Source organism: Cellulomonas olei (genome assembly GCF_039548315.1).
In the GTDB taxonomy this organism is placed as follows: domain Bacteria; phylum Actinomycetota; class Actinomycetes; order Actinomycetales; family Cellulomonadaceae; genus Cellulomonas.
Genome location: NZ_JBCLVN010000013.1, coordinates 34,758 through 55,600, shown reverse-complemented (window position 1 = coordinate 55,600; position 20,843 = coordinate 34,758). Strand labels below are relative to the sequence as shown.

At 75.8% G+C, this 20,843-nt stretch carries 19 protein-coding genes; 2 read left to right on the top strand and 17 right to left on the bottom strand.

Annotated elements, in window-relative coordinates; translation table 11 throughout:
• Positions 1–97 precede the first annotated feature (97 nt).
• The 12 genes from AAHH18_RS06545 to AAHH18_RS06490 form a co-directional block, all read right to left on the bottom strand.
• Positions 98–2,317 carry a glycoside hydrolase domain-containing protein gene (locus AAHH18_RS06545; RefSeq protein WP_343301028.1) on the bottom strand — a complete coding sequence of 740 codons (2,220 nt, stop codon included), beginning with the start codon at positions 2,315–2,317 and terminating at the stop codon, positions 98–100.
• 120 nt (positions 2,318–2,437) lie between these two features.
• Positions 2,438–3,097, bottom strand: a complete 660-nt coding sequence (locus AAHH18_RS06540; RefSeq protein WP_343301027.1) for an LppA family lipoprotein — start codon at positions 3,095–3,097, stop codon at positions 2,438–2,440.
• Positions 3,094–4,548: an alpha/beta hydrolase gene (locus tag AAHH18_RS06535; protein WP_343301026.1), complete on the bottom strand. Its 1,455-nt coding sequence runs from the start codon at positions 4,546–4,548 to the stop codon at positions 3,094–3,096. The genes AAHH18_RS06540 and AAHH18_RS06535 overlap by 4 nt, the downstream gene beginning before the upstream one ends.
• 215 nt (positions 4,549–4,763) lie before the next feature.
• Positions 4,764–5,084 (bottom strand): hypothetical protein, encoded by a 321-nt coding sequence (locus AAHH18_RS06530; RefSeq protein ID WP_343301025.1) that lies wholly within the window; start codon positions 5,082–5,084, stop codon positions 4,764–4,766.
• A 175-nt stretch (positions 5,085–5,259) separates the two neighbouring features.
• A complete protein-coding gene (locus AAHH18_RS06525) occupies positions 5,260–6,384 on the bottom strand; it encodes an NADH:flavin oxidoreductase/NADH oxidase (RefSeq protein ID WP_343301024.1) in 1,125 nt (374 codons plus the stop codon).
• Between the two features lie 78 nt (positions 6,385–6,462).
• On the bottom strand, positions 6,463–7,548 hold the full coding sequence (locus AAHH18_RS06520; protein WP_343301023.1) for a nuclease-related domain-containing protein: 1,086 nt from the start codon (positions 7,546–7,548) through the stop codon (positions 6,463–6,465).
• 97 nt (positions 7,549–7,645) lie between these two features.
• Positions 7,646–8,773: a type 2 isopentenyl-diphosphate Delta-isomerase gene (gene fni, locus AAHH18_RS06515; RefSeq protein ID WP_343301022.1), complete on the bottom strand. Its 1,128-nt coding sequence runs from the start codon at positions 8,771–8,773 to the stop codon at positions 7,646–7,648.
• Entirely contained in the window at positions 8,763–9,911 is a 1,149-nt protein-coding gene (locus AAHH18_RS06510; RefSeq protein ID WP_283318601.1) for a phosphomevalonate kinase, read from the bottom strand. Before AAHH18_RS06510 ends, fni begins: the two co-directional genes overlap by 11 nt.
• A complete protein-coding gene (mvaD, locus tag AAHH18_RS06505) occupies positions 9,908–10,903 on the bottom strand; it encodes a diphosphomevalonate decarboxylase (RefSeq protein WP_343301021.1) in 996 nt (331 codons plus the stop codon). The genes AAHH18_RS06510 and mvaD overlap by 4 nt, the downstream gene beginning before the upstream one ends.
• Positions 10,900–11,892 (bottom strand): mevalonate kinase, encoded by a 993-nt coding sequence (mvk, locus tag AAHH18_RS06500; RefSeq protein WP_343301020.1) that lies wholly within the window; start codon positions 11,890–11,892, stop codon positions 10,900–10,902. Before mvk ends, mvaD begins: the two co-directional genes overlap by 4 nt.
• Positions 11,889–13,241 (bottom strand): tripartite tricarboxylate transporter permease, encoded by a 1,353-nt coding sequence (locus AAHH18_RS06495; RefSeq protein ID WP_343301019.1) that lies wholly within the window; start codon positions 13,239–13,241, stop codon positions 11,889–11,891. Before AAHH18_RS06495 ends, mvk begins: the two co-directional genes overlap by 4 nt.
• Positions 13,242–13,251: 10 nt before the next feature.
• A complete protein-coding gene (locus AAHH18_RS06490) occupies positions 13,252–13,557 on the bottom strand; it encodes a hypothetical protein (RefSeq protein WP_343301018.1) in 306 nt (101 codons plus the stop codon).
• 189 nt (positions 13,558–13,746) lie between these two features.
• On the opposite strand from AAHH18_RS06490, the gene AAHH18_RS06485 reads away from it, so the two are divergent.
• A complete protein-coding gene (locus tag AAHH18_RS06485) occupies positions 13,747–14,640 on the top strand; it encodes an SDR family oxidoreductase (RefSeq protein ID WP_343301017.1) in 894 nt (297 codons plus the stop codon).
• A 102-nt stretch (positions 14,641–14,742) separates the two neighbouring features.
• On the opposite strand, the gene AAHH18_RS06480 is transcribed toward AAHH18_RS06485, so the two are convergent.
• The 3 genes from AAHH18_RS06480 to AAHH18_RS06470 all read right to left on the bottom strand — a co-directional run bounded on the left by AAHH18_RS06480 (position 14,743) and on the right by AAHH18_RS06470 (position 17,106).
• Complete coding sequence (locus AAHH18_RS06480; RefSeq protein WP_459349092.1) at positions 14,743–15,495, bottom strand: uracil-DNA glycosylase; 753 nt, start codon at positions 15,493–15,495, stop codon at positions 14,743–14,745.
• Between the two features lie 171 nt (positions 15,496–15,666).
• Entirely contained in the window at positions 15,667–16,287 is a 621-nt protein-coding gene (locus AAHH18_RS06475) for an L-threonylcarbamoyladenylate synthase (RefSeq protein WP_343301016.1), read from the bottom strand.
• A 219-nt stretch (positions 16,288–16,506) separates the two neighbouring features.
• Positions 16,507–17,106: a class I SAM-dependent methyltransferase gene (locus AAHH18_RS06470; RefSeq protein WP_343301015.1), complete on the bottom strand. Its 600-nt coding sequence runs from the start codon at positions 17,104–17,106 to the stop codon at positions 16,507–16,509.
• A gap of 97 nt (positions 17,107–17,203) precedes the next feature.
• On the opposite strand from AAHH18_RS06470, the gene AAHH18_RS06465 reads away from it, so the two are divergent.
• Positions 17,204–17,632, top strand: coding sequence for a MerR family transcriptional regulator (locus tag AAHH18_RS06465; protein WP_283318592.1), 429 nt, complete (start codon positions 17,204–17,206; stop codon positions 17,630–17,632).
• A gap of 42 nt (positions 17,633–17,674) precedes the next feature.
• Here the strand turns inward: AAHH18_RS06465 and AAHH18_RS06460 are convergent, their stop codons facing one another.
• Together AAHH18_RS06460 and AAHH18_RS06455 are read right to left on the bottom strand one after the other, a co-directional pair.
• The gene (locus AAHH18_RS06460) at positions 17,675–19,762 is read right to left on the bottom strand and encodes an elongation factor G (RefSeq protein ID WP_343301014.1); all 2,088 of its coding nucleotides are present in this window, start codon (positions 19,760–19,762) and stop codon (positions 17,675–17,677) included.
• Between the two features lie 117 nt (positions 19,763–19,879).
• On the bottom strand, positions 19,880–20,815 hold the full coding sequence (locus tag AAHH18_RS06455) for an FKBP-type peptidyl-prolyl cis-trans isomerase (protein WP_343301013.1): 936 nt from the start codon (positions 20,813–20,815) through the stop codon (positions 19,880–19,882).
• Positions 20,816–20,843: the final 28 nt, after the last annotated feature.

Here is a 20,843-nt window from a genome sequence, read left to right as displayed (position 1 = left end):
CCGGGGCGGGTGCGTCCCGGTCAGGGTCCGTGCGGGTGGGCGCCGGGTCGGCGCCGGTTGGGCGCCGGGTGGGTGCCGGGTCGGCGCCCGGTCGCGCTCAGGCGGGGGAGCCGGCGGGTCTGCCCGGGTGCGACGGCGGCCGGGCGGCGCCGGTCCAGGGCCCGGGTTCCGGCCCGAGGTCGACCCGCAGGTGGCCGCCGGCGTGCAGCTCGCTGCCGGTCAGCCACGTGCGGTCCAGCTCCGCGCCGTCCAGCAGCACGCGCTGCACGTACTGCGCGGGGCCGCCGGGCTCCGGCTCGACGAACGCGCGGGTGTCGATCGTGAACGGCCGCCCGCCGACGTCGACCCGGGCCTCCCGCCAGGCGGGGGCGTTGACGAGGAACAGGTTCTGCCCGGCGACCGGGAACAGGCCGAGGCTCGCCCACACGTACCAGGACGACAGCCCGCCGGAGTCGTCGTTGCCCGGCAGCCCGCCGCGCCCCGTGCCGAACTGCTGCTGCGTCACGGCGTGCACCACCTCGGCGGTCCGGTCCGGGCGGCCGGCGTACTGGTACGCCCAGGGCGCCTCCATGTCCGGCTCGTTGTTCAGGCCCTCGAACCGGTGCAGCGCGTACCCGGCGAGCATCTCGTCCGCGTCCGGCGCGAGGCCGGGCTGCGTCACGGGCGCCGCGCCGTAGCCGAAGAACCGGTCCAGCAGCGCCACGAACGCCGCGTCGCCGCCCGCCAGCTCGATGCGCGACGCCATGTCGTGCAGCAGCCGGAACGAGTAGTTCCACCGGCCGCCCTCGTAGAACGTCGAGTCCCGCAGCAGACCCGTCCCCGGGTCGAAGGCGTTGCGCCAGCGGTCCGCCAGCGGGGCGAACTGCGCCACGAGCGTCCGGTCGCCGACCTGCTGCGCGATCACCGCCGTGCAGAAGTACCCGAACGCCAGGTCGAGGGTGTGGCTGATGGGGTGCGCGCGGCCGTGCAGCAGGAACTCCTCGCCGTACGTGCGCCGCAGGTCGTTGTGCAGGTGCACCAGGGCCCAGTCCCAGTCCAGCGGCATGCCGAGGGCGCACAGGTCGGCGAAGAACGTGTGCGCGAGCGCGCTGCCCTGCCGGGAGAACCGGTCCGCGCCGCGCGCCATGCGGTAGCCGATCGGGAAGTTCCCCTCCTCCTCGGCGATGTGGAGGATCGCGGTCGCCAGCTCGACGGCCCGCTCCGGCACGAGGGCCGTGAGCAGCGGGAGCTGCGTGCGGTAGATGTCCCACATCGTCGCGATGTCGAACGCGAACGGCGTGTCCGTCGGCCAGAACGGGCTCTCGTCCGGGGCCAGGCACGGCTTCACGATCGAGTGGTACAGCGCCGTGGCCATCACCGTGTGCTTGCCCGGGTCCGGCGTGTCGACCTGCACCCTGCCGAGGTGCTCCCGCCACGCCTGGGCCGTCCGGGCGCGCCGCGTGGCGAACGACGCCGGCCCCGGGCCGCACTCCCGCTCGAGGTTCTCCCGCGCCTGCTCCACGCCCCGCAGCGAGAACCCGAACCGCAGCTCCACCACCTGCCCCGGCTCGGCGCGGCCCGCCCACATCAACCCGAACGGGCGCAGCGTCGTCGGGCGGATGCGGTCGAAGTCCAGCCGTGTGCCGCCCGGCATGAGGCGCCGGTCGTACCAGAGCAGCTGCCGCCACTGCGCGGACGCCGGAGCGTCGCACTCCACGTGCACGGCCAGCGGCGCGCCCTCGACGGTGATCTCACCCTGCGCCACACCCGGGGCGAGGGCCTGCAGGTGCGCGCGCAGCGGCACGGTCCGGCCGTACGGGATGTCCAGCCCGCCGAGGCTCAGGTCGATGACCAGCCGCGCGTCCCGGTGCGCGGGGAACGTGTACCGGTGCACCGCGGACTTCGGGCCCACGGTCACCTCGCACCGGATGCCCGAGTCCAGGGTCGCGGCGTACCAGCCGGGCTCCGCCTCCTCCTCGACCACGTCGTACAGCAGGCCCAGGTCGTCCAGCGGCTGCAGCATCGGCGTGACCCGCACGTAGTTGTAGTACTTGCGGATCGCCCCCGTGCCGGACTGCTGGAAGTGCGTGAACCCCGACGCCCGCGTCCCCGCGTGCAGCTCCGGCGGCAGCCCCTCCGTCGACAGGTCGTACCGCCCGTACCCCGTCGGGTACGCGCCGGAGTACGCGCACGCGCTCACCATCCCCAGCGGGTACGTCGCCCCCGGGTGCGTGTTCCCGACCTGCGGCTTCGGCCACCACCAGGTCGCCGCCAGGCCGGTCTGCGGCGGCAGCGCCGTGGCCTCCGTGCCGATGAACGGGTCGACGTGCTCGAACACGCGGCTCCCTCCCCCGACGGTCGCGATGGTCCAGCCGGCGCGCCGCGGTGCGGCCGGTGGACGGACCGTACGCGGCGGAGGTGTCCGGCGGGTTACGGCGGGCGGGCGGCTTCCGAGGGGCTACTGCTGGCGTAGCCCGGGGAGCGAGAGGGGGTCGGCCCGTGGCGTGGGCGATTCGGTAGGACGCACGGGCGGCGGTCGGTCGAGGGGGGATCGGCGGGTGTAGTCGAGTCCGGGCTCGTGCTCCCACAGGTGGCAGCCGGTGCGCAGGGCCAGGACGGAGTTGCGCCCCATGTCGAGCGAGTAGCTCGCCCCGTACCGGTCCTTGCCGATGAACGTCATGTTGGTGGGGCGGTCGATGAGGTGCCCCTGCGCCTCGAACCCGTACCGGTCGCCGATATCTCGGATGATGCCCACCACGGCGTCCCAGTCGGAACGGTCGTAGGTGCCGTCAGCCGTGAGCCCCACGGGGTGGAACTCCTGCGCTTCAGTGATCGCGCCCTCGGTGCTGCAGTTGGCCCAGCCCATGGGCAGGGCGTCGGGAGCGGCGTACCAGTCCAGGCCACCGATCTCGCGGTCGAGCGCGGCGACCATCTCGCGCAGCATGGGCTCGTAGTGGTCGAGCATCTGCTCCATGGTCGGACGATCAGCCATCTGCGCGTTCAACTCCTCGTCGGTGGAAGACGGCCCGCACGACGCCACGACTGCGCCGACGGCCGACGCGCCGAGTCCCCAGAACAGGCGCCGGGACGCTGCTCGGGATCGGCCGTCGCGCGTCATGACGTCAGCGCCCTGAGATAGCTGACGAAGTCGCCGGCGCCGGCGCCGGAGTGGGGGACCAGGCGGTCGGTGGTCCCCGCGATGACGGACGCGATGTTGTGCTGGCTCATGGTGTGGTCCCGCAGGTACTCCGAGTGCCCGGAAGACGCCTCGTACGGAACGCCTCCGACTTCTCCCGCCTGGGCCGAGAGCCCGGCGACACCGCGCATGTGGGTGGGGTCGATGCCGAAATGACCGGCGTCGGCGATCGGGTCGAGCGTGGCCTCTACTCGGTACAGCGACCTCGCCGGTACGTCCAGGTTCTCGATGGCGTCGGTCCCGAGTCCCGGTGAGCCGAACACGACGGCTGCGTCCAGTCCGGTCTGTTCCCGCATCGCGAAACCTGTTGTCGTCGAGCCGTACGAGTGACCGAGTGCGGTGAGCCTCGGATGCTGGAGATCACGTGCCGCGTCGACGCCTCGCAGAAAGCCGGCGAGATCGCGCCCGCCGTCACGGGCCACGTCGTCGCTGGTGACGAAGCGACCGGCCAGGTCAGGAAGGTCCGACCACTGCGGGGCTTCGTAACCGAGCCAAGCCACTACCGCCACATCACCCTGGTCGCCGTGCGCACGCGACTCCGCTCGTGCACGCGACGTGAGGTCTTCGATGCTCGCCACGTGGTCCTCGAGACTTCCAGCCACCGTCGTGGTGAACCCCGGTACGAAGACGCCGACGTGTGCAGCGGCGTCGACGTCTCCCACGGCGACCGCGGCCTTCAGCTGGTGGTCGCCCGCGATGTCGAGCAGCAGCAGCTTCCGGCCGGGATGTGCCGCAAGCGCACGCTCGACGGCGTCGAGTCCGGCGAGCTTCTCGTCGAGTCGGATGAGGACCCCAGCGGTGTCCGCGTCCCAGGAGTCCGCATCCGCGAGCAGCGCCTCGCGCTGGGCGGTCAGCTCCTCGCGGTACCGGTCGAGCAGGACGCGGTTGGCCTGGTCCCGGACCGCGAACGGGATGCCGTCGAGGTTCCCGACCCACTCGGGGTGCCGGGCGAGGACGCGGGCCTGGTGCTCGGGTGTGAGGGACCGCCACCACGCGGCGGCGTCGGCGGGGGTCCCGCCCGGTGGACGCAGGAGGCGGTGGCGGCCCCGGGTCGCACCGGCGTGGCCGGCCGCGGCGAGGCCCGCGGCGGGGAGCGGGTCGTCGGTGTCGGCGGCACGGTGCAGGGCGTCGGCGAGGAGCGTGTCGGCGTGCTGGGCGGCGCGGAGGGCTTGCTGGACCCGGTCGGTGAGCTCGCGCGCGACGAGGGCCCGGTCCCGGGCCTCGTCGTCGTCGGCGACGCACCGGGCGTCGGTGGCACGGCCGGTGCCGTGGTCGACGTGGTAGCCGTGGGTGCGGGCCCAGGCGAGGGTGGCGTCGAGCTCCGCGCGGGCGGTGGTCAGCGACGCGGCGGCGTCGTCGGCCGAGACGGCCACGAGGGCGATCTCGGCGACCGTCGTCGCGAGACGCCGGCGGAGGGCGTCGTGGGCCCGGAGGGCGGCGTCGCGGGAGGGACCGACCCAGGTCCCCGGCGGTGCGGCTGCGTCGAGGTCGTCGTCGAGCGCGACCAGGAGGCGGCGGCACCCGGCGAGGTGGTCGGCGAGGCCGGCGACGGCGTCCGGGCGCCAGGCGAGCACGGTGTCCAGGGCGGTCACGGGTGCACCGCCCCGAGGTGGCCGGTGATCCGGGCGAACGACTCGGCGACCGCCTCGTCGGTGCGGACGGCCGCTCGGACGGAGGCGAGCACGCGGTCGCGCTGCGCGGCGGCGTCGGACGACCAGCGGCGGGCCTGGGCCGCCCACACGCCTCGTAGCCGGAGGGCCGCCTCGGCGCTCTGCGAACCGGGCAGCGCCGGTGCGAGGGCGCCGACGTGCTCGGCGTGGTGGCTCGCGAGGACGGCCTCGGCGACGGTGCCGACGGCCGAGGCGGCGGCCTCGACGTCGGCGGTGGACATCTCGATCTGGGCGGTCATGCCATCTCCCCTGCCGTGGAAGTGGCATGACCGTAGCCGTCAGGAACGCATGGCCGGGAATGACCTCACGCGTCTGTGGAAAACCAGGAGGAGCATTCTCGACAAATCGCGCGGAAGCGGCACGAATTTGTCCCTGATGTGCTTTCCGTCACGGATGTCCGCAGTGGTGAGCCCCTCAGCCCCACGACCCGCGCGCGTACTGGACCGGCCACCCCGTGGCACCCGCGGGCACGACCGTCGCCGCCGGGTCGCCCGCGTGCTCCAGCACCGGCCGGTCGCCGTCGAGGGCCTGCGCCGCGCGCAGCGGCCAGTGCGGGTCGAACAGGGCCGGGCGCCCCAGCATCACGGCGTCCGCGGACCCGTCCGCGAGCACCTGCTCCGCGATCTCGGGGGTCGTGAGCAGGCCCACGGCCGACGTGGCGATCCCCGCCGTCTCGCGGATCTGCCGCGCGGCGGGCACCTGGTACGCCGGGCCGACGGGGATGCGGGCCAGGACGTTGCCGCCGGTGGAGACGTCCACCAGGTCGACGCCGTGCTCACGCAGCCACACCGCCACCTGGGCCGTGTCCTCGACCGTGAGGCCGCCCTCGGCCCAGTCGGTGGCGGAGACGCGCACCAGCAGCGGGCTGTCGTCGGGCAGCTCCGCCCGGACGGCGTCGACCGTGGCGAGCAGCAGCCGGGCGCGCCCCGCGAGGTCGCCGCCCCACATGTCGGTGCGCCGGTTGGACAGCGGCGAGAGGAACTGGTGGAGCAGGTAGCCGTGCGCGGCGTGCACCTCGACCACGTCGAACCCGGCGGCGAGGGACCGGCGGGTGGCTGCGGCGAACTGGCCGGGTACCGCGGCGACCTCGTCGGCGGTGAGCTCGCGCGGGGCGGCGAGCCCCTCGAACGCGAGGTCCGAGGGCGCGACCGTGGACCAGCCGCCCGACGCCTCGGGCACGGAACCGGAGCCGTCCCCGAACCCGCGGTAGGTCGACGCCTTGCGACCCGCGTGCGCGAGCTGCACGCCCGCGACGGCACCGCGGCTGCGGACGAAGTCGGTGACGCGACGCCAGGCCACCACGTGCTCGTCGCCCCAGATGCCGACGTCCTGCGGCGAGATGCGCCCCTCGGGGACGACGGCCGTCGCCTCGGTCATGACGAGCCCGAAGCCGCCGACGGCGCGGGCGCCCAGGTGGGCGAGGTGCCAGTCGGTGGGCAGGCCGTCCGGTCCGGCGGAGTACTGGCACATGGGCGCCAGCCAGACGCGGTTGCGGAACGTGGTCCCGCGCAGGGTCAGGGGCGACATCAGGAGGCTCACGTGCAGTGGGAACCCTTCTCGGCACGCCGGGCATTCCGTGCCGGCGCAGTGGTGCGGCTCACAGGGAGGGCGCAGGGGTCACCCTGCCGCGTCCAGCCAGGCGAGCAGGATGTTGCCGGCGGTCAGCAGCCCCAGGACCAGCATCCCGACGCGGAGGGCGCCGTCCCCGATCGCGCCGCGGGCCGGTGCGGGACGGAGGGTGTCCCCGCGCCCGTGGTCCGGCCACCCGCCGTCGATCCGGTTGCCGATGTCCCCGTCGGAGCCTCCGACGGGGCCCGAGGAGCTGCCGGGCGTCGGGTCGGAGCCTCCGACGGGCCACGCCTCGTCGCCGAGGTCGCTGAGATCCCCGGCATCGCGGGGCTCGCCGAGCGCGCCGACCTCGCCGTCGGAGCCTCCGACGGACTCCGGGGCCCGGCCGATCTCGCCGTCGGAGCCTCCGACGGGCCCGTCGCCCGCGTCGGGCTGCCCGGGACGCTGCGCGGGGACGTCCGGCGCCGCCCAGACCTCCCGCGGCCGGAACACGTCGTCGACGGTGAGCAGCTCCGGGCTCGCCGGTCCGGTGAGCTCCGCGGCCAGGTAGTCGCGGACCAGGCGGGCGTCGGCGGGCGCCAGCACCGGCGGCAGCGCGGCCAGCCACCCGGCGAGCCGGTGCTCGCCCACCGCGACGGCGCCGCCGCGGACGGTCGCGGGCGGGAGGTCCTGGCCGGCGAGGCTGACCACGGCACGGACGGTGCGGCGGTGCGTGGGTGCGAGCAGCGACGTCACCGCCCCGGCGGCGTCGGCGGCGGCCGCCACGTCCGGGGTCCGGCCGTAGCCGTGGAGCCGCAGGGTGCCGTCGACGATCGTCGCGGAGCCGTCCCAGTGCAGCGACTGGATGACGACGACGCCACCCGGGCCGATCGCGAGGCAGTCGAGCGTGCGGGAGGCGCTGCCCGGGCGTCGGAGGTCGTGCAGGGTCGTCCAGCCGTCGGGCGGGTCGAGCACCACGGCGTCCTCGTCGCCCGTCAGCCAGTCGTCGAACCAGGTGCGGGTCGGGGCCGCGTCACCGGGACCGGGGCGCCCGGCGCCGTCCGCGGTCGTGCGGGCGGGGTCGGCGACGCGTCTCCGGACCAGCCGCCGCGCTCGTCGCGCCGCCGGCCGGCCGGGCTCGTACCCGTGGACCATCCGCCTCACCCCGTAGGGACCTATCGGCCGCCACCACCCCGGACCTGAGCGGTCACCCGGCGCGCGGTGACCCCGGCGTGCCCGGTGCCGGCGCGGGTCAGAGGCCGCTGCGCCGCGCGTACGCCGCCGCGTCGACGCCGCGGAGCTCGCAGAACTCCCGCACCGGCCCGGTGATCAGCAGGTCCACCCGGCGCAGGTCGGCCACGGTGCGCGCCCCGAGCAGCGTCATGATGTCGCCGACCTGCTCGAGCCACGCCTGGATGCGCGCGACGAGGGCCGCCTCGCCCTCGGTGAGCAGCACCCGGAGGAACCCCCCGGCCACGCCCACGGCGGTCGCCCCGAGGGCGAGCGCGCGCACGACGTCGAGCGGGTGCCGCACCCCGCCGGAGGCCAGCAGGTCCACCCCGTCCACCGAGGAGGCGTCCAGCAGCCCCTCGACGGCCGACTGCCCCCACCCGGCCAGGTAGTCCATGCCGCCGTCGGTGCGGCGCGCGGACTCGATGGCCGTGAAGTCGGTGCCGCCGCGGCCGGACACGTCGACGGCCGCGACCCCGAGGTCCCGCAGCCGGGCGACGGTGCCGCGGCTCATCCCGGCGCCGACCTCCTTGACGACGACCGGCACGCCGACCTCCGCGACGATCGCGGCGATGGTGTCCGTCCACCGCGTGAAGTCCCGGTCGCCCTCCGGCATGACGATCTCCTGGGCCGGGTTCACGTGGACCTGGAGCGCGTCGGCCTCGAGGATCTCCACGGACCGGCGGGCCTGCGCGGGCGTGAGGTTCGGGTTGACGTTCGCCATGACGAACCCGTCGGGGTTCAGGTCGCGCAGCACCCGGAACGACGGGATCGCGGCGGGCTCGCGGTGCAGGATCCCCGTCGAGCCGGAGGCGATCGGCACGCCGGTCTCGCGGGCCGCCAGGGCGAGCGCGCGGTTGATCGTCGCGGTGTGGGCGGTGCCGCCGGTCATGCCGTTGATGAAGAGCGGCACCGGCCAGTCCAGCACCCGGCCGGTGGCGCGCAGGGAGACCTCGCTCCGGTTCCCGGCGGCGAGCGGGTGGTTCAGCGGCCGCACGTGGTCGAAGTCGTGGGCCCGTGGCTCGGCGTGCTGGGCGGACGCGAGGCGGACGTGGTCGTCCTTGCGGCGGGCGTCCTGGGCCGCGGCACCGGGCTCGTCCTGGGCGCCGAGCGGTGCGGTGGCGGGGCCGTCCGGGTCCTCAGCGGTCATCGGCGTGCTCCTCCCGGGGCGGCTGCACCCGCAGCGACAGGTGCCGCACGTCCGACAGCTCCCAGTCGCGGAGCATCGGCTCGAGGTCGGTGCCGGCGTCCACCAGCACGATGCCGCAGTCCCCGCCGCCCGCGCCGGAGGACTTGGCCGCCGCGCCGACGCTCTCCGCCGTCTCGCACAGCGTCCGCAGCGCGGGGGTCTCGATGTCGACGCCGGCGGCGCGTGCCAGCGACGTGAGCAGCCCGCGGGCGCGGTGGATCTGCGCCTTCGCGGCCGGGGCGTCGTCCCGCTCGATGGCGTCCGCGAGGGCGTCCACGCAGGCGCGGGACGCCGCGAGGAAGTCGGGGTAGTGGCTCTCGGCCACCTCCTTGCGGGACTGCATCGCCTCGACCAGGCGGGTCGTGGAGGCCGGCACGCCGGTCCACCCGACGACGAGGCGCATGGTCCGCGGCGTCGGCAGCCGCCGCACGGACAGGCCGGGCCAGTCGGCGTCGAGGAGGGCCGTCAGCGGGCGCTCGGCCCCCGACTCCTCGCCGGCGGCCAGCGACGCGCGCAGCCACTCGCGGTCCAGCGCCGCGTACCGGATCCAGCCGCCGTAGAGGCTCGCCGCGACGTCGCCGCCGGACCCCATCGGGTTGACGGCGACGGTCGCCAGCAGCGCGAGGCGCAGCAGCCGGTCGGTCGGCAGCCCGAGGTCGTAGAACCGGTCGAGCGCCCGCACCGTCGCCGCGGTGACCGCCGCCGACGACCCGAGGCCGAACTTGCGGCCCGACCGGTCGTCGAGCTCCGAGGTGATCGTGATGTCGTAGAACCCGAGCGTGCGGCCCTGCTCGGCCGCGAACCGCTCGACGACGTCGATCGCGGCGAGCACGTAGTCGAACGGGCGGCTGTCGTGGTCCAGCACCACCCGGTCGCCGCGACGGCGCCAGACGACGGGCAGCCGGCCGTACTGGTCGGAGGCGATGGATCCCGCACCCTCGGCCGGGGCGAGCCGCACCGTGACGTGCCGGTCCACGGCGACGAGCACCGCCGGGTAGCCGGCCTCGACGACCGCGTACTCCCCGGCGACGAAGAGCTTGCCCGGTGCGCAGACCTCGATCGCGCCGCCGGGGACCCCGCCGGTCGTCCCGCCGCTCACGCCGCGCCCCCCGCGTCGACGCGCAGCCCCGGCCCCGGACGGGCCGTGACGACCCGGCGCGTGCCGCCCTCGGACAGCGCGCCGGCGAGCGCGGGCAGGTCGGGCGCGGCGCACAGCACCTTGACGTTCGGGCCGGCGTCGATGGTGGCCCAGCACGGCAGCCCGTCGGCCCGCAGCGCCTGCACCTGGTCGAGGACGGCGACGGTGTGGGCGGTCCAGTACCGCACCGGCGGGCGGGCGCCGAGCATCGTGGCGTGCATCCGCAGCGCGTTGGACTCGGCGAGCTCCCCGAGCGCCGCCAGGTCGCCCGCCCGCACGGCGTCGAGCATGAACGCGACGTCGCGCTCCGTCGCGTCGGTCCAGGCGGGGAAGAACGGCGACGTCTCGACGGTGCGGCGCATGGCCTCGCGGCTGGAGACCGCCTTGCGGCCCGCGTCCAGCACGACGACGGCCATCGCCGGGTCGAGCGCGCCGCCCGGCTCGCCGCCGGGGACGGGCTCGGCGTAGGACGACGCGTCGTCCGTGCCGGCGTGCCACACGACGAGCCCGCCGAACACGGAGCGGGACGCCGAGCCCGAGCCGCGCCGGGCCAGCCGCGACAGCCCGCGCGCGTCGAGGTCCAGGCCGTAGACCGCCGCGGCCGCCCCGGCGAGCGCCGCGAACCCGCTCGCCGACGACGCCAGCCCGGCGCCCGTCGGGACCGTGGAGACCGAGTCGACCACGGCGTGCGCGGACGACCCCGCGAGGGACCGGACCAGGTCGAGGAACCGGGAGACCCGCGCCAGCTCGCCGTCGGACATCGGCCGGCCGTCGAGGGAGGCGGTGTCCGCGTCGGCGTCCGGGTCGAGCGTCACCGTCGTGGTCGCGTGGAACGCGTCGAGGGTGAGCGACAGGCTGGACGTCGCGGGCAGCGCCAGGGCCTCGTCGCGCTTGCCCCAGTACTTGGCGAGGGCGATGTTGGCGTGCGCGACGGCGGTCGCGGAGTTCGTCATCCGAGGGACACCTGGGCGGAGGGAGCGGCGGGTCGCCGCGCGTCGGTCCGGTGCAGCCAGGTGCGCGCCGCGCCCGCGCGGCGCAGGGCAGCGGCGATCGTACCAGCGGAGGTCGCGTCGGCCGCGAGCGCCAGGAGGCATCCGCCCTGGCCACCGCCGGTGAGCTTCGCGCCGAGGGCACCCGCCGCGAGCGCCGCCCCGACCAGCCGGTCGAGCTCCGGGGAGGACACGCCGAGCTCCGCCAGCACGCCGTGCGCGCGGGTCATCCGGGCACCCAGCTCGCGGGGCCGGTCGCGGGCCAGGTCCAGCACGACGTCGCGGGTGATCTGCCCGAGCTCGGCGACCAGCTCGTCCCCGCGGGCGGGGTGGCGCTCGCGGAACGACCGCACGTCCGCGACGGCCACCCGGGTGCGGCCGTGCACGCCGGTGTCGGCGACCACCAGGTGCGCGCGCAGCCGCAGGTCGAGCGGGCGGATCTCGCCCGCCTGGAACCAGATCGGCTCGGTCGAGGCGGTCGTGCGGGCGTCGAGCCCGCTGGGGTTGCCGTGGGCGACCCGCTCGCCGACCTGCACCAGGTCGAAGTGCTCCTGCGGGGTGAGCGTGCGCCCGGCCAGGTCCGCGAGCGCCAGCGCCAGCGCGCCGGCCGTCGCGGCGCTCGACCCCAGCCCGCGGGCCGCCGGGATCGTCGACTCCGTCGCCAGGACGATCCCGCGGTGCGGCAGGCCCAGGTGGTCGAGGGTCGCCTCGACGGCGGCGCGCGGGGCGGCGAGCTGCTCCGGGGCCTCCGCCAGCGGGCCGGAGTACAGCACCGACTCCAGCGTCAGGGGGCCGTCCTCGCGGCGGGCGGTCGCGCGCATCGGCAGGCTGGCCAGCGGCAGGGCGATGGCCGGCTCGCCGTACACGACGGCGTGCTCGCCCACGAGGATCGCCTTGGCGCGCGTGTGCCCGGCGCCGGTGCTGCGGTCGGTGCGGATGGTCGGCTCCTTCACATCAGGTGCGCGACGAACCACGGGGCCGCGTACAGCGACATGAACTGCACCCCGAAGTTGACGCCCAGCCGGTTCAGCGTGCCGCAGGTCAGCCCGACGAGCAGCACGGCGAAGACGTTGATCAGGCCCGCGTCCAGGTACGCGAGCAGCAGCACGAACACGACGAACAGCGCGAGCACCGCCTCGTGCGGGACGTACCGGGTGACGAGCGCGGTCAGCCGGAACGAGTACCGCACCGCCAGCACGTACGACAGCACCAGCGCCACGACGGTGCCCACCACGACCGCCGCGACGAGCTGCGGCGTGGACAGCAGGTGGTGCACGTTGCGGTCGAGCGTGAGCACCGGCGGGGCGTTGAACAGCGCGTTGGCCGGCCCGACGGCGACCGGGGACAGCGGCAGCCCGACGGCGACCAGCGGGATGATGACGCCCGCGAGGTACGTGGAGTGCGCGAGCGCCGCCATCGACGTCACGGCGCGGGACGCGCGGTCGCGCGCCTCCTTCGCGCGGGCGCCCGCGGCCTCGCCCATGAGCAGGGTCAGCGCGACGGGGCTGAGGAAGAACAGCGGCGTCGACGCGGCGGACACCGTCGCGCTCGCGCCGAGCTCGGCGCGGGTCAGCAGGCGCCGGGGGCTGAGCGGTGCGCCCCGGAGCTCGCCCCGGGTGATCCGCACCGGCGTGCGCGGGCCGCGGGGCAGCGCCTCCCGCAGCGTCGGGTTGAGCAGCGTGGCCAGGCTCAGCAGCAGCGGTCCGGCGGTGATCGACAGGAAGAACGAGACCGTGATCGTGCCGTCCTCGGGCAGGACGCCGGTCTGCCGGTACAGCGCCTGCACCCCCTGGAACAGCAGGCCCAGCGGGATGATCGCGAGCAGCGACAGCACCCGGTTGCGGCCGAGCAGGGCCAGCACGACCGCACCGCCGACGAACAGCAGGGAGCCGTACTCGCGCAGCTGCTCGGCCCACGGGGTGATGGCACCGGCGATCAGCAGCGCGAGCGGCACCGCGACGAGCGTCCCGACCACGGAGCCGGCCGCCATCTTGCGGATCGTCTCCGCGGCCCGGCCCTCCCGCTTCAGCGTCAGGGCGTGGTCGATCATCGGCGCGGACAGCACCCCGCCGGGCAGCCCGACCAGCGCCGTCGGGATCGAGTTGGTGAGGTTCAGCGTCACGACCGCCGCGATGAAGAACGCGAGCACGACCTGCGGGTCGGTGCCGGCCAGCACCAGCGCGAGCGTCACGGGCAGCAGCACCGACGTCTCGTCGGTCCCGGGGATGAAGCCGATCAGCGTGTACAGCAGCACGGCGGCCAGCGCGGCGCCGGCCATCGGCAGCAGGAGGGCGAGGTCCACGGTCGGCGGCTCAGGCGGCCGGGCCGGCGGGGGCGCCGGGCGCGGCGGGGGCCGCGCGGTGCGCGTCCGCGTCGTCGGCGACGATCTGCACGTCGCGCTTCGGCCGCACCAGCAGCACGGCGACGCCGAACCCGACGACGGCCCCGCCCAGGCCCCAGAAGAACTCCGAGGACCCGAGCGCCCGCCCGGCGACGACGGCCAGGACGGTCGCCGCGGCGCACACCGCGAGCGCCACGACCAGGTCCCGCAGCGACACGCGGTCGCCCCAGATCTCGACGTACTGCTCGTCGTCGGTCACGTTCCTCCTGTCGGCCACGGTCCGCCACCCTAGATCCTGCGTGGGCGGACCCCGTGCGGCCGGTGTGCGCGCGGGGTGGACGTGCTGGTGGCGCGCGTGCCGGCCGGGGGCCACTGTGGGGTGACCCGGACCGGGGCGGCAACTCGGGCGCCCGCGGGGTCCGTGCCCGGGTGGCGCTTCCCGCCAGGACCCGGACGATGGATGAGCATGAGCGACCAGACGACACCCCAGGACCCGAGCACCCAGCACCCCGCGCCGGAGCAGCCCGCGCAGCAGATCGCGCACCCCGGCCTGACGGACGACATGCGGCAGCAGCCCGACCACGGCGAGGACACCTACGTCGGCTCCGGACGCCTCGAGGGCAGGCGCGCGCTCATCACCGGCGGCGACTCCGGCATCGGCCGGGCGGTCGCGCTCGCGTTCGCGCGCGAGGGCGCCGACGTGGCGATCTCGTACCTGCCGGAGGAGGAGGACGACGCCCAGGAGACCGTCCGCCTGGTCGAGGCCGCGGGTCGGCGGGCCGTGACGTGCCCGGGCGACATCCGCGACGAGGCGTTCTGCGGCGCGCTCGTGGAGCGGGCGGTGCAGGAGCTCGGCGGGCTCGACGTGCTCGTCAACAACGCGGCGTACCAGATGGCCCAGGGCGGCGGCCTGCTGGACCTGACGACCGAGCAGCTCGACAGGACGTTCACGACGAACCTCTACGCGATGTTCTGGATCACGAAGGCCGCGCTGGCCCACCTGGGCGAGGGCGCCAGCATCATCAACACGACGTCGGTCCAGGCGTTCCAGCCGAGCCCCGAGCTGATCGACTACGCCGCGACGAAGGCCGCGATCCTCAACTTCACCAAGGCCCTCGCCCAGCAGGTCGCCGAGCAGGGCATCCGGGTCAACGCCGTCGCGCCCGGGCCGATCTGGACGCCGCTGATCCCCGCGACGATGCCCGCCGAGAAGGTCGAGCAGTTCGGCGGCGACACCCCGCTCGGCCGCGCCGGGCAGCCCGCGGAGCTCGCCCCGGCGTACGTGTTCTTCGCGAGCCAGGAGTCCAGCTACATCACGGGCGACCGCATCGGCGTCACGGGCGGCCGCCCCCTGAGCTGACCGCGCACCCACCCTCCGCCGCGAGCTCGGCAGTCCCAGGTGAGGTCGGCAGTCCGAGCTGCCGACCTCGCCACGGACGTGCCGAACTCGGCGGGTGGGGCGTCAGGGGGGTGTCAGGGCGCGGGCGCGGCGGAGGACGGCGTCGAGCATGTCCGGCGTCAGGCGGCCCGTGAAGGTGTTCTGCTGGCTGACGTGGAAGCAGCCCAGCAGGGTCAGGCTGTCGCCGCGCGGGTGCTCGACGACGTGCTCGGCGCCGTGGGCGAACCGGGGCCGCGGGCGCGGGACGGCCCAGCCCTGCTCGTCGAGGGTGCGCAGCAGGGCGTCCCAGCCGAACCCCCCGAGCACCACCGCGACCCGCGGGCGGACGAGCTCGAGCTCCCGGGCCAGCCACGGTCCGCAGCGGTGGCGCTCCTCGGGCAGCGGCTTGTTGTCCGGCGGCGCGCAGTGCACCGGCGCGGTGATCCGCACGCCGGTCAGCGTGAGCCCGTTCCCGCGGTGCACCGACGTGGGCTGCGAGGCCATGCCGACGCGGTGCATCGCGGCGAACAGGAAGTCGCCCGACCGGTCGCCGGTGAACATCCGGCCGGTGCGGTTCGCGCCGTGCGCGGCGGGCGCCAGGCCGACGACCAGCACCTGCGCGTCCGGGTCCCCGAACCCCGGGGCCGGGCGGGCCCAGTACTCCTGGTCGCGGAACGCCGCCCGCTTCACGTCCGCGACGTGCTCCCGCCACGCCACGAGCCGCGGGCACGCGCGGCACTCGACGACGGCGCCGTCCAGCCCGGCGAGGTCGAGTGCGGCCGACGCGGCGGCGGCCGGGTAGCCGGGGTCGTCCGGGGTCCGGTCGTCGATCTCCACGCCCCCATCCTCCGCCCCACCGCGGCCCGCCTGCCGCCCACCCCTCCGCCCGCCGACCCCTCGGCCGAGGTCGGCAGTTCGCGTGCGAGTTCGGCACCTGGAGCTGCCGAACTCGCCTCGGAGTGCCGAACTCGCGGGAAGGTGGGGGGCCGGGGGGCGGTGCGGCGGGGGTCAGGCGAAGCGGGTGGGGTCGCCGGCGCCGGCGCGGACGACCTCCGGGTAGCCCTCGGACCAGTCGACGACGGTGGTCGGCTCGGTGCCGCACTCGCCGGCGTCCACGACGGCGTCGACGACGTGGTCGAGCTCCTCCTTGACGGTCCACCCGTCGGTCTGCGGCTCGGTGTCCCCGGGCAGGATCAGCGTCGAGGACAGCAGCGGCTCACCGAGCTCGCGCAGCAGCGCCTGCACCACGCGGCTGTCGGGGATGCGCACGCCGACGGTCCGCTTCTTCGGGTGGGCGAGCCGGCGCGGCACCTCCTTCGTGGCCGGGAGGATGAACGTGTACGGCCCGGGCGTGGCGGCCTTGATCGCGCGGAACGGCGCGTTGTCCAGGCGGACGAGCTGCCCGAGCTGCGCGAAGTCCAGGCACATGAGCGTGAAGTGGTGCCGGTCGTCGAGGTGCCGGATCGCGCGGATGCGGTCGGCACCCGTGTGGCTCTCCATGCGGCAGCCGAGCGCGTAGCCGGAGTCCGTCGGGTAGGCGATGAGCGCGTCGTCGCGGAGCAGGGCGACGAGCTGGCCGATCGAGCGGGCCTGCGGGTCGTGCGGGTGGACGTCGAAGTACCGGGCCATGACGTCGAGCCTGGCACGCCACCCGCCCCCGGACCACCCGCGCCCGCCGCCCCCGGACCACCCGCGCCCGCCGCCTACGCGTCCACGCACGCCCCTTCAGGGGGCAGGACGGATCCGATCGCACCGGCACGCCCGGCGTGTCCGTTCGTTCGGATCCGAACGGTCGTGTGGTGAGGAGGGGACGGGAGGTGGGGTGGGGACGGGAGGGAGCGAGGGTGGTCAGGTGAGGACGGCGACCAGGAAGTCGGACTCCGGGGTGAACGGCCGCAGGTCCCACGTCGCGAACCGGTGGTCGACGCGCAGGCCCGCGGCGGCGGCGTCGGCGTCGAGCGCCTCGAACGGGTAGCCCCGCCCGGCGCCGAACCCGACGACGAGCCGGCCACCGGGTGCGAGGTGCGCGCGGATGCGGCGCAGCACCTCGGCCTCCGTGCCCTCGGCGACGAAGGTCAGCACGTTGCCCGCCATCACGGCCACGTCGAACGGCTCGTCGATGCCGGCGGCGGGCAGGTCGAGCTCCGCGAGGTCGCCGACCAGCCAGGTGCCGCCGGGGTGGTCGGCGCGGGCGGCCTCGACGAGCACCGGGTCGACGTCGACGCCGACGACGGTGTGCCCCCGCCGCACGAGCTCGCCGCCCACGCGGCCGGGGCCGCAGCCCGCGTCGAGCACGCGGGCGCCGCGGGGCACCATCGCGTCGACCGTCCGCGCCTCGCCCGCCAGGTCGGCGCCGTCGGCGGCCATGCGGCGGAACCGCTCGACGTACCAGGCGGACCGGTCGGGGTTCTGCTGGCCGATCTGCTCCCAGCGGGTGGGTCGACGCACGGTGCTCCTTCGGGCGGGCGGGTGGACGCCCCCGAGCCTAGGCGTGCCGGCCGCCGACCCCGGGCCGCCGCTTGACCACCGGCGCATGCTGGTGTGCGTGACCGACGAGACCCGCACGTTCACCATCGCCGAGGCGTCCGCGGCGACCGGCCTGTCCGCCCACACGCTGCGCTACTACGAGCGTGACGGCCTGCTGCTGGACGCCGTGGAGCGCGACGCCTCGGGTCACCGGCGCTACACCGAGCGCGACCTCGGCTGGCTGCACCTGCTGACGCGGCTGCGGGCGACCGGCATGCCGATCCGGGAGCTCCGCGAGTACGTGGCGCTGGTCCGCCGCGGGGACGGCACGGAGCCGGAGCGGCTGGCGCTGCTGGTCGCGCACCGGGACGCCGTGCGGGCGGAGCTCGCCGCGGCCGCCGAGCACCTGGCGATCATCGAGATGAAGATCGGGATGTACGAGGCGCGGCTCGGCACGGGCACGCCGGTCCCGGAGGCCGCGCCCGAGGCGCTGGCCGCCGGGCGCTAGCCACCCGCCGGTGCAGACCGCGTCGGCCGGCCCCCGCCGTCGTCAGGCCGGCGCGAGGTGCCCCGGCCTGACCTCGTACTCCCCGGGCGCGAGCACCAGCTCCCCGTGCCCGCCGGTGAGCGACCGCAGGTCGAGCGCGTAGCGGACGACCTCGGCCTCGGGGACGACGGCCTCGATCCGCACGCGCCCGTCGTCGGTGGTGCCGGTGGCGGTGATGCGCCCGCGGCGGCCCGACAGGTCGCCGAGCACGTCCCCCTGCGCGGCGGACGGGACGACGACGGTGACGTGCAGGGTCGGTTCCAGCAGGACGGTGCCGGCGGACGCGAGGGCGGCGCGCACCCCCGCGGCGGCGGCCGTGCGGAACGCCATGTCGGAGGAGTCGACGGCGTGCGCCTTGCCGTCGTGGACCTCCACCTGCACGTCGACGACGGGGTGGCCCAGCGGCCCGCCCGCGGCGAGCGCCTCCGCGGCCCCGCGCTCGACGGCCGGCAGGTACGCCCGGGGCACCGCGCCACCCACCACGGAGTCGACGAACGCGAACCCGGTGCCGGGTGCCCGCGGGGTGAGCCGCAGCTGCACCACGGCGAACTGCCCGTGGCCGCCGGACTGCTTCTTCAGCCGCCCCTCGGCCTCGGCCGGGCCGGCGAGCGTCTCCCGGTACGCGATGCGCACGGGCTCGGTGGTGACGTGGACGCCGAACACCCGGGCGAGCCGGTCGACGGCGACCGCGAGGTGCGCGTCCCCGAGCCCCCGGAGCACCGTCTGGTGGGGGGTGCGGTCGACCCGCAGCGTGGGGTCCTCCGCCGCGAGGCGTGTCAGCGCGGCCGACAGCTTGTCGTCGTCGGCCTGGCTGACCGGTGCGAGCGCGACGGCTAGCACGGGCTCCCGCGGCGGCAGCGTGACCGGCCGCACGGGCTGGGCCCGCGACGCGAGCAGCGTGCCGGCCGGCGCGCCGGCGAGCTTGGCGACCGCGCCGACGGACCCGGCGGGCAGCGCGTCGACGGGGAGGTGGTCGCGGCCGCGCAGCCGGAACAGCCCGTGCAGCCGCTCCTCCGCGCCCGTGCCCGCGGCGACCAGCCGGTCCCCGGAGCGGACGGTGCCGGACAGCACCTTGAACACGGACACCTGCCCGACGAACGGGTCGGCGACCGTCCGGAAGACGTGCAGCACGGTCTCGCCGTCCGGGTCGGCGGGGAGCTCCGTGACGGCACCGCCCCCGCCCTCCGAGCCGCTCCCGACCACGAGCCGCGCGGGCCTGTCCGCGGGCGACGGCCCGATCTCGCACACGAGGTCCGCGAGCCGGTCGATCCCCACCCCGGTGGCGGCGGAGGCGACGAGCACGGGCACGGCCCCGCCCGTCACGACCTCGCGCGCCAGCGTGCGCTCGAGGTCCGCGGCGCCGGGCTCCTCCCCGGACAGGTAGCGCTCGAGCTGCTCGTCGTCGTGGGCGACGATCTCCTCGGTGACCTCGCCGTGCAGCCGGTGCTCCTCGTCCGCCACGTCGGCGGGCAGGTCGCAGTCGTGGTGGCGGCCGTCGGTGCCGTAGTCCAGCCCGCGGTCGGACAGCACGTCCGCGACGCCGTGCAGCGCCCGCTCCTCGCCGAGCGGCAGCTCCAGGGGCACGACGCCCGACGGGTCCCGGCCGGTGCGGGCCGCGAGGTCGCGCACCTGGTCGAGCACCCGGTGGAAGTCCGCGCGCGCCCGGTCCTCCTGCGAAACGACGACGAGGCGGGGGATCCCCGCCTCGTCGCACCGCCGCCAGACCGCCTCGGTCCCGGACTGCACCCCGTCGACCGCGCTGACCACCACCACCGCGAGGTCGGCGACGGCCAGCGCCGCGTCCACCGCGCCGGCGAAGTCCGGCGACCCGGGTGTGTCCAGCAGGGTGATGCGGTGGGGGCAGCCCTGGCTGCACGTCCAGTCGAGGTCGGCGACGCCCAGGCTCACGGACGAGCCGCGCGCGACCTCCTCGGGCTCGTGGTCGCAGACCGTCGAGCCGTCCTCCACCCTGCCGGCCCGGGGGACAGCCCCGGACCGCAGCAGCAGGGCCTCAGCCAGTGTCGTCTTGCCGGAACCGCCGTGGCCGACGAGCGCCACGTTGCGGACCGACGGCGTCGTCGCCGTCTCCATCGCTGGTCTCCCGGGTGTGCAGGGCCGCAGGACGCCACAGTAGCCACGTCGGGTGCCACGACGACAGGGACCTCGGCCGCTGGTGCGACCGAGGTCCCTGTGCTGCGCTGCGTGCCGTCAGGAGGCGGCGAGGATGTCCACGACGAAGACCAGCGTGGACCCGGCCGGGATGCCGTCCTTCTCCTGGTCGCCGTAGCCGAGGTCCGGCGGGACGACCAGCAGCACCTGGCTGCCGACGGGCTGACCGGCGAGGCCCTGCTGCCAGCCCTCGATGACGCCGGTCAGGGCGAACGTGGAGGACGCGCCGCGCTCCCAGGAGGAGTCGAACGGCGTGCCGTCCCAGAGCCAGCCGCTGTACTGCACGGTGAGCGTCTGCCCCGCCTCGACCGCGGGGCCGGAGCCCTCGATGAGCGGCTGCGCGACGAGCTCGGTCGGGGCGTCGCCGTCGACCGGCTCGATGGAGGGCTGGCCGTCGTCGGCGAGCGTCACCGTCGGCAGGCCCTCCGGCAGCGGCGTGACGGCGGTGCCCTCGGCGCGCGTCGGCACGGACTGCGTGCTCATCAGCTCGACCGCGAGCAGCAGCGTGCCGGAGGTGCTGGGGTTCGCGAACAGCAGGCGCGCGCCGACCTTCTGGCCGAGCACCTGCTCGAGCAGGGCGGGCGGGAGGTTCGCGTCGTCCGCGACGTACGACTGCGGGGTGCTGCCGTAGGTGCCGCCCTGGCTGCTGCCGTCCTCGCCGCTGACCGCCGCGATGTTGACGCCGATCAGCTGGCCCTCCTCGACGGTCTCGCCGGTGCCGGGCGTCACGACGCGCGCGACGGCGGCGGACACCGAGAACGGCTGCTCGAAGTCGAACGTGGGCTCCTCGCCGGGCTCGCCGGTCAGCGTGACGGCCTCGAGGGCGGCGACGTCCTCGGCGCTGGCCGTGGCGGCGGCGTCGGGCGACGCGGAGGCGGACGTGGAGGGGGAGGCGGAGTCGTCCGCGCCGTCGCTGCCGCAGCCGGCGAGCAGCAGCAGCGAGACGGCGAGGAGGGAGGCGGCCGTTCGGCGCACGAGCTCGTCCTTCGATCGGGGTCTGGCG

Coding starts and splice junctions, on each gene's coding strand:
- AAHH18_RS06540 (WP_343301027.1), bottom strand. CDS start 3,097: ATGACGCGCGACGGCCGATCCCGAGCAGCGTCCCGGCGCCTGTTCTGG.
- AAHH18_RS06530 (WP_343301025.1), bottom strand. CDS start 5,084: ATGACCGCCCAGATCGAGATGTCCACCGCCGACGTCGAGGCCGCCGCC.
- AAHH18_RS06520 (WP_343301023.1), bottom strand. CDS start 7,548: ATGGTCCACGGGTACGAGCCCGGCCGGCCGGCGGCGCGACGAGCGCGG.
- fni (WP_343301022.1), bottom strand. CDS start 8,773: ATGACCGCTGAGGACCCGGACGGCCCCGCCACCGCACCGCTCGGCGCC.
- mvaD (WP_343301021.1), bottom strand. CDS start 10,903: ATGACGAACTCCGCGACCGCCGTCGCGCACGCCAACATCGCCCTCGCC.
- AAHH18_RS06485 (WP_343301017.1), top strand. CDS start 13,747: ATGAGCGACCAGACGACACCCCAGGACCCGAGCACCCAGCACCCCGCG.
- AAHH18_RS06475 (WP_343301016.1), bottom strand. CDS start 16,287: ATGGCCCGGTACTTCGACGTCCACCCGCACGACCCGCAGGCCCGCTCG.
- AAHH18_RS06460 (WP_343301014.1), bottom strand. CDS start 19,762: ATGGAGACGGCGACGACGCCGTCGGTCCGCAACGTGGCGCTCGTCGGC.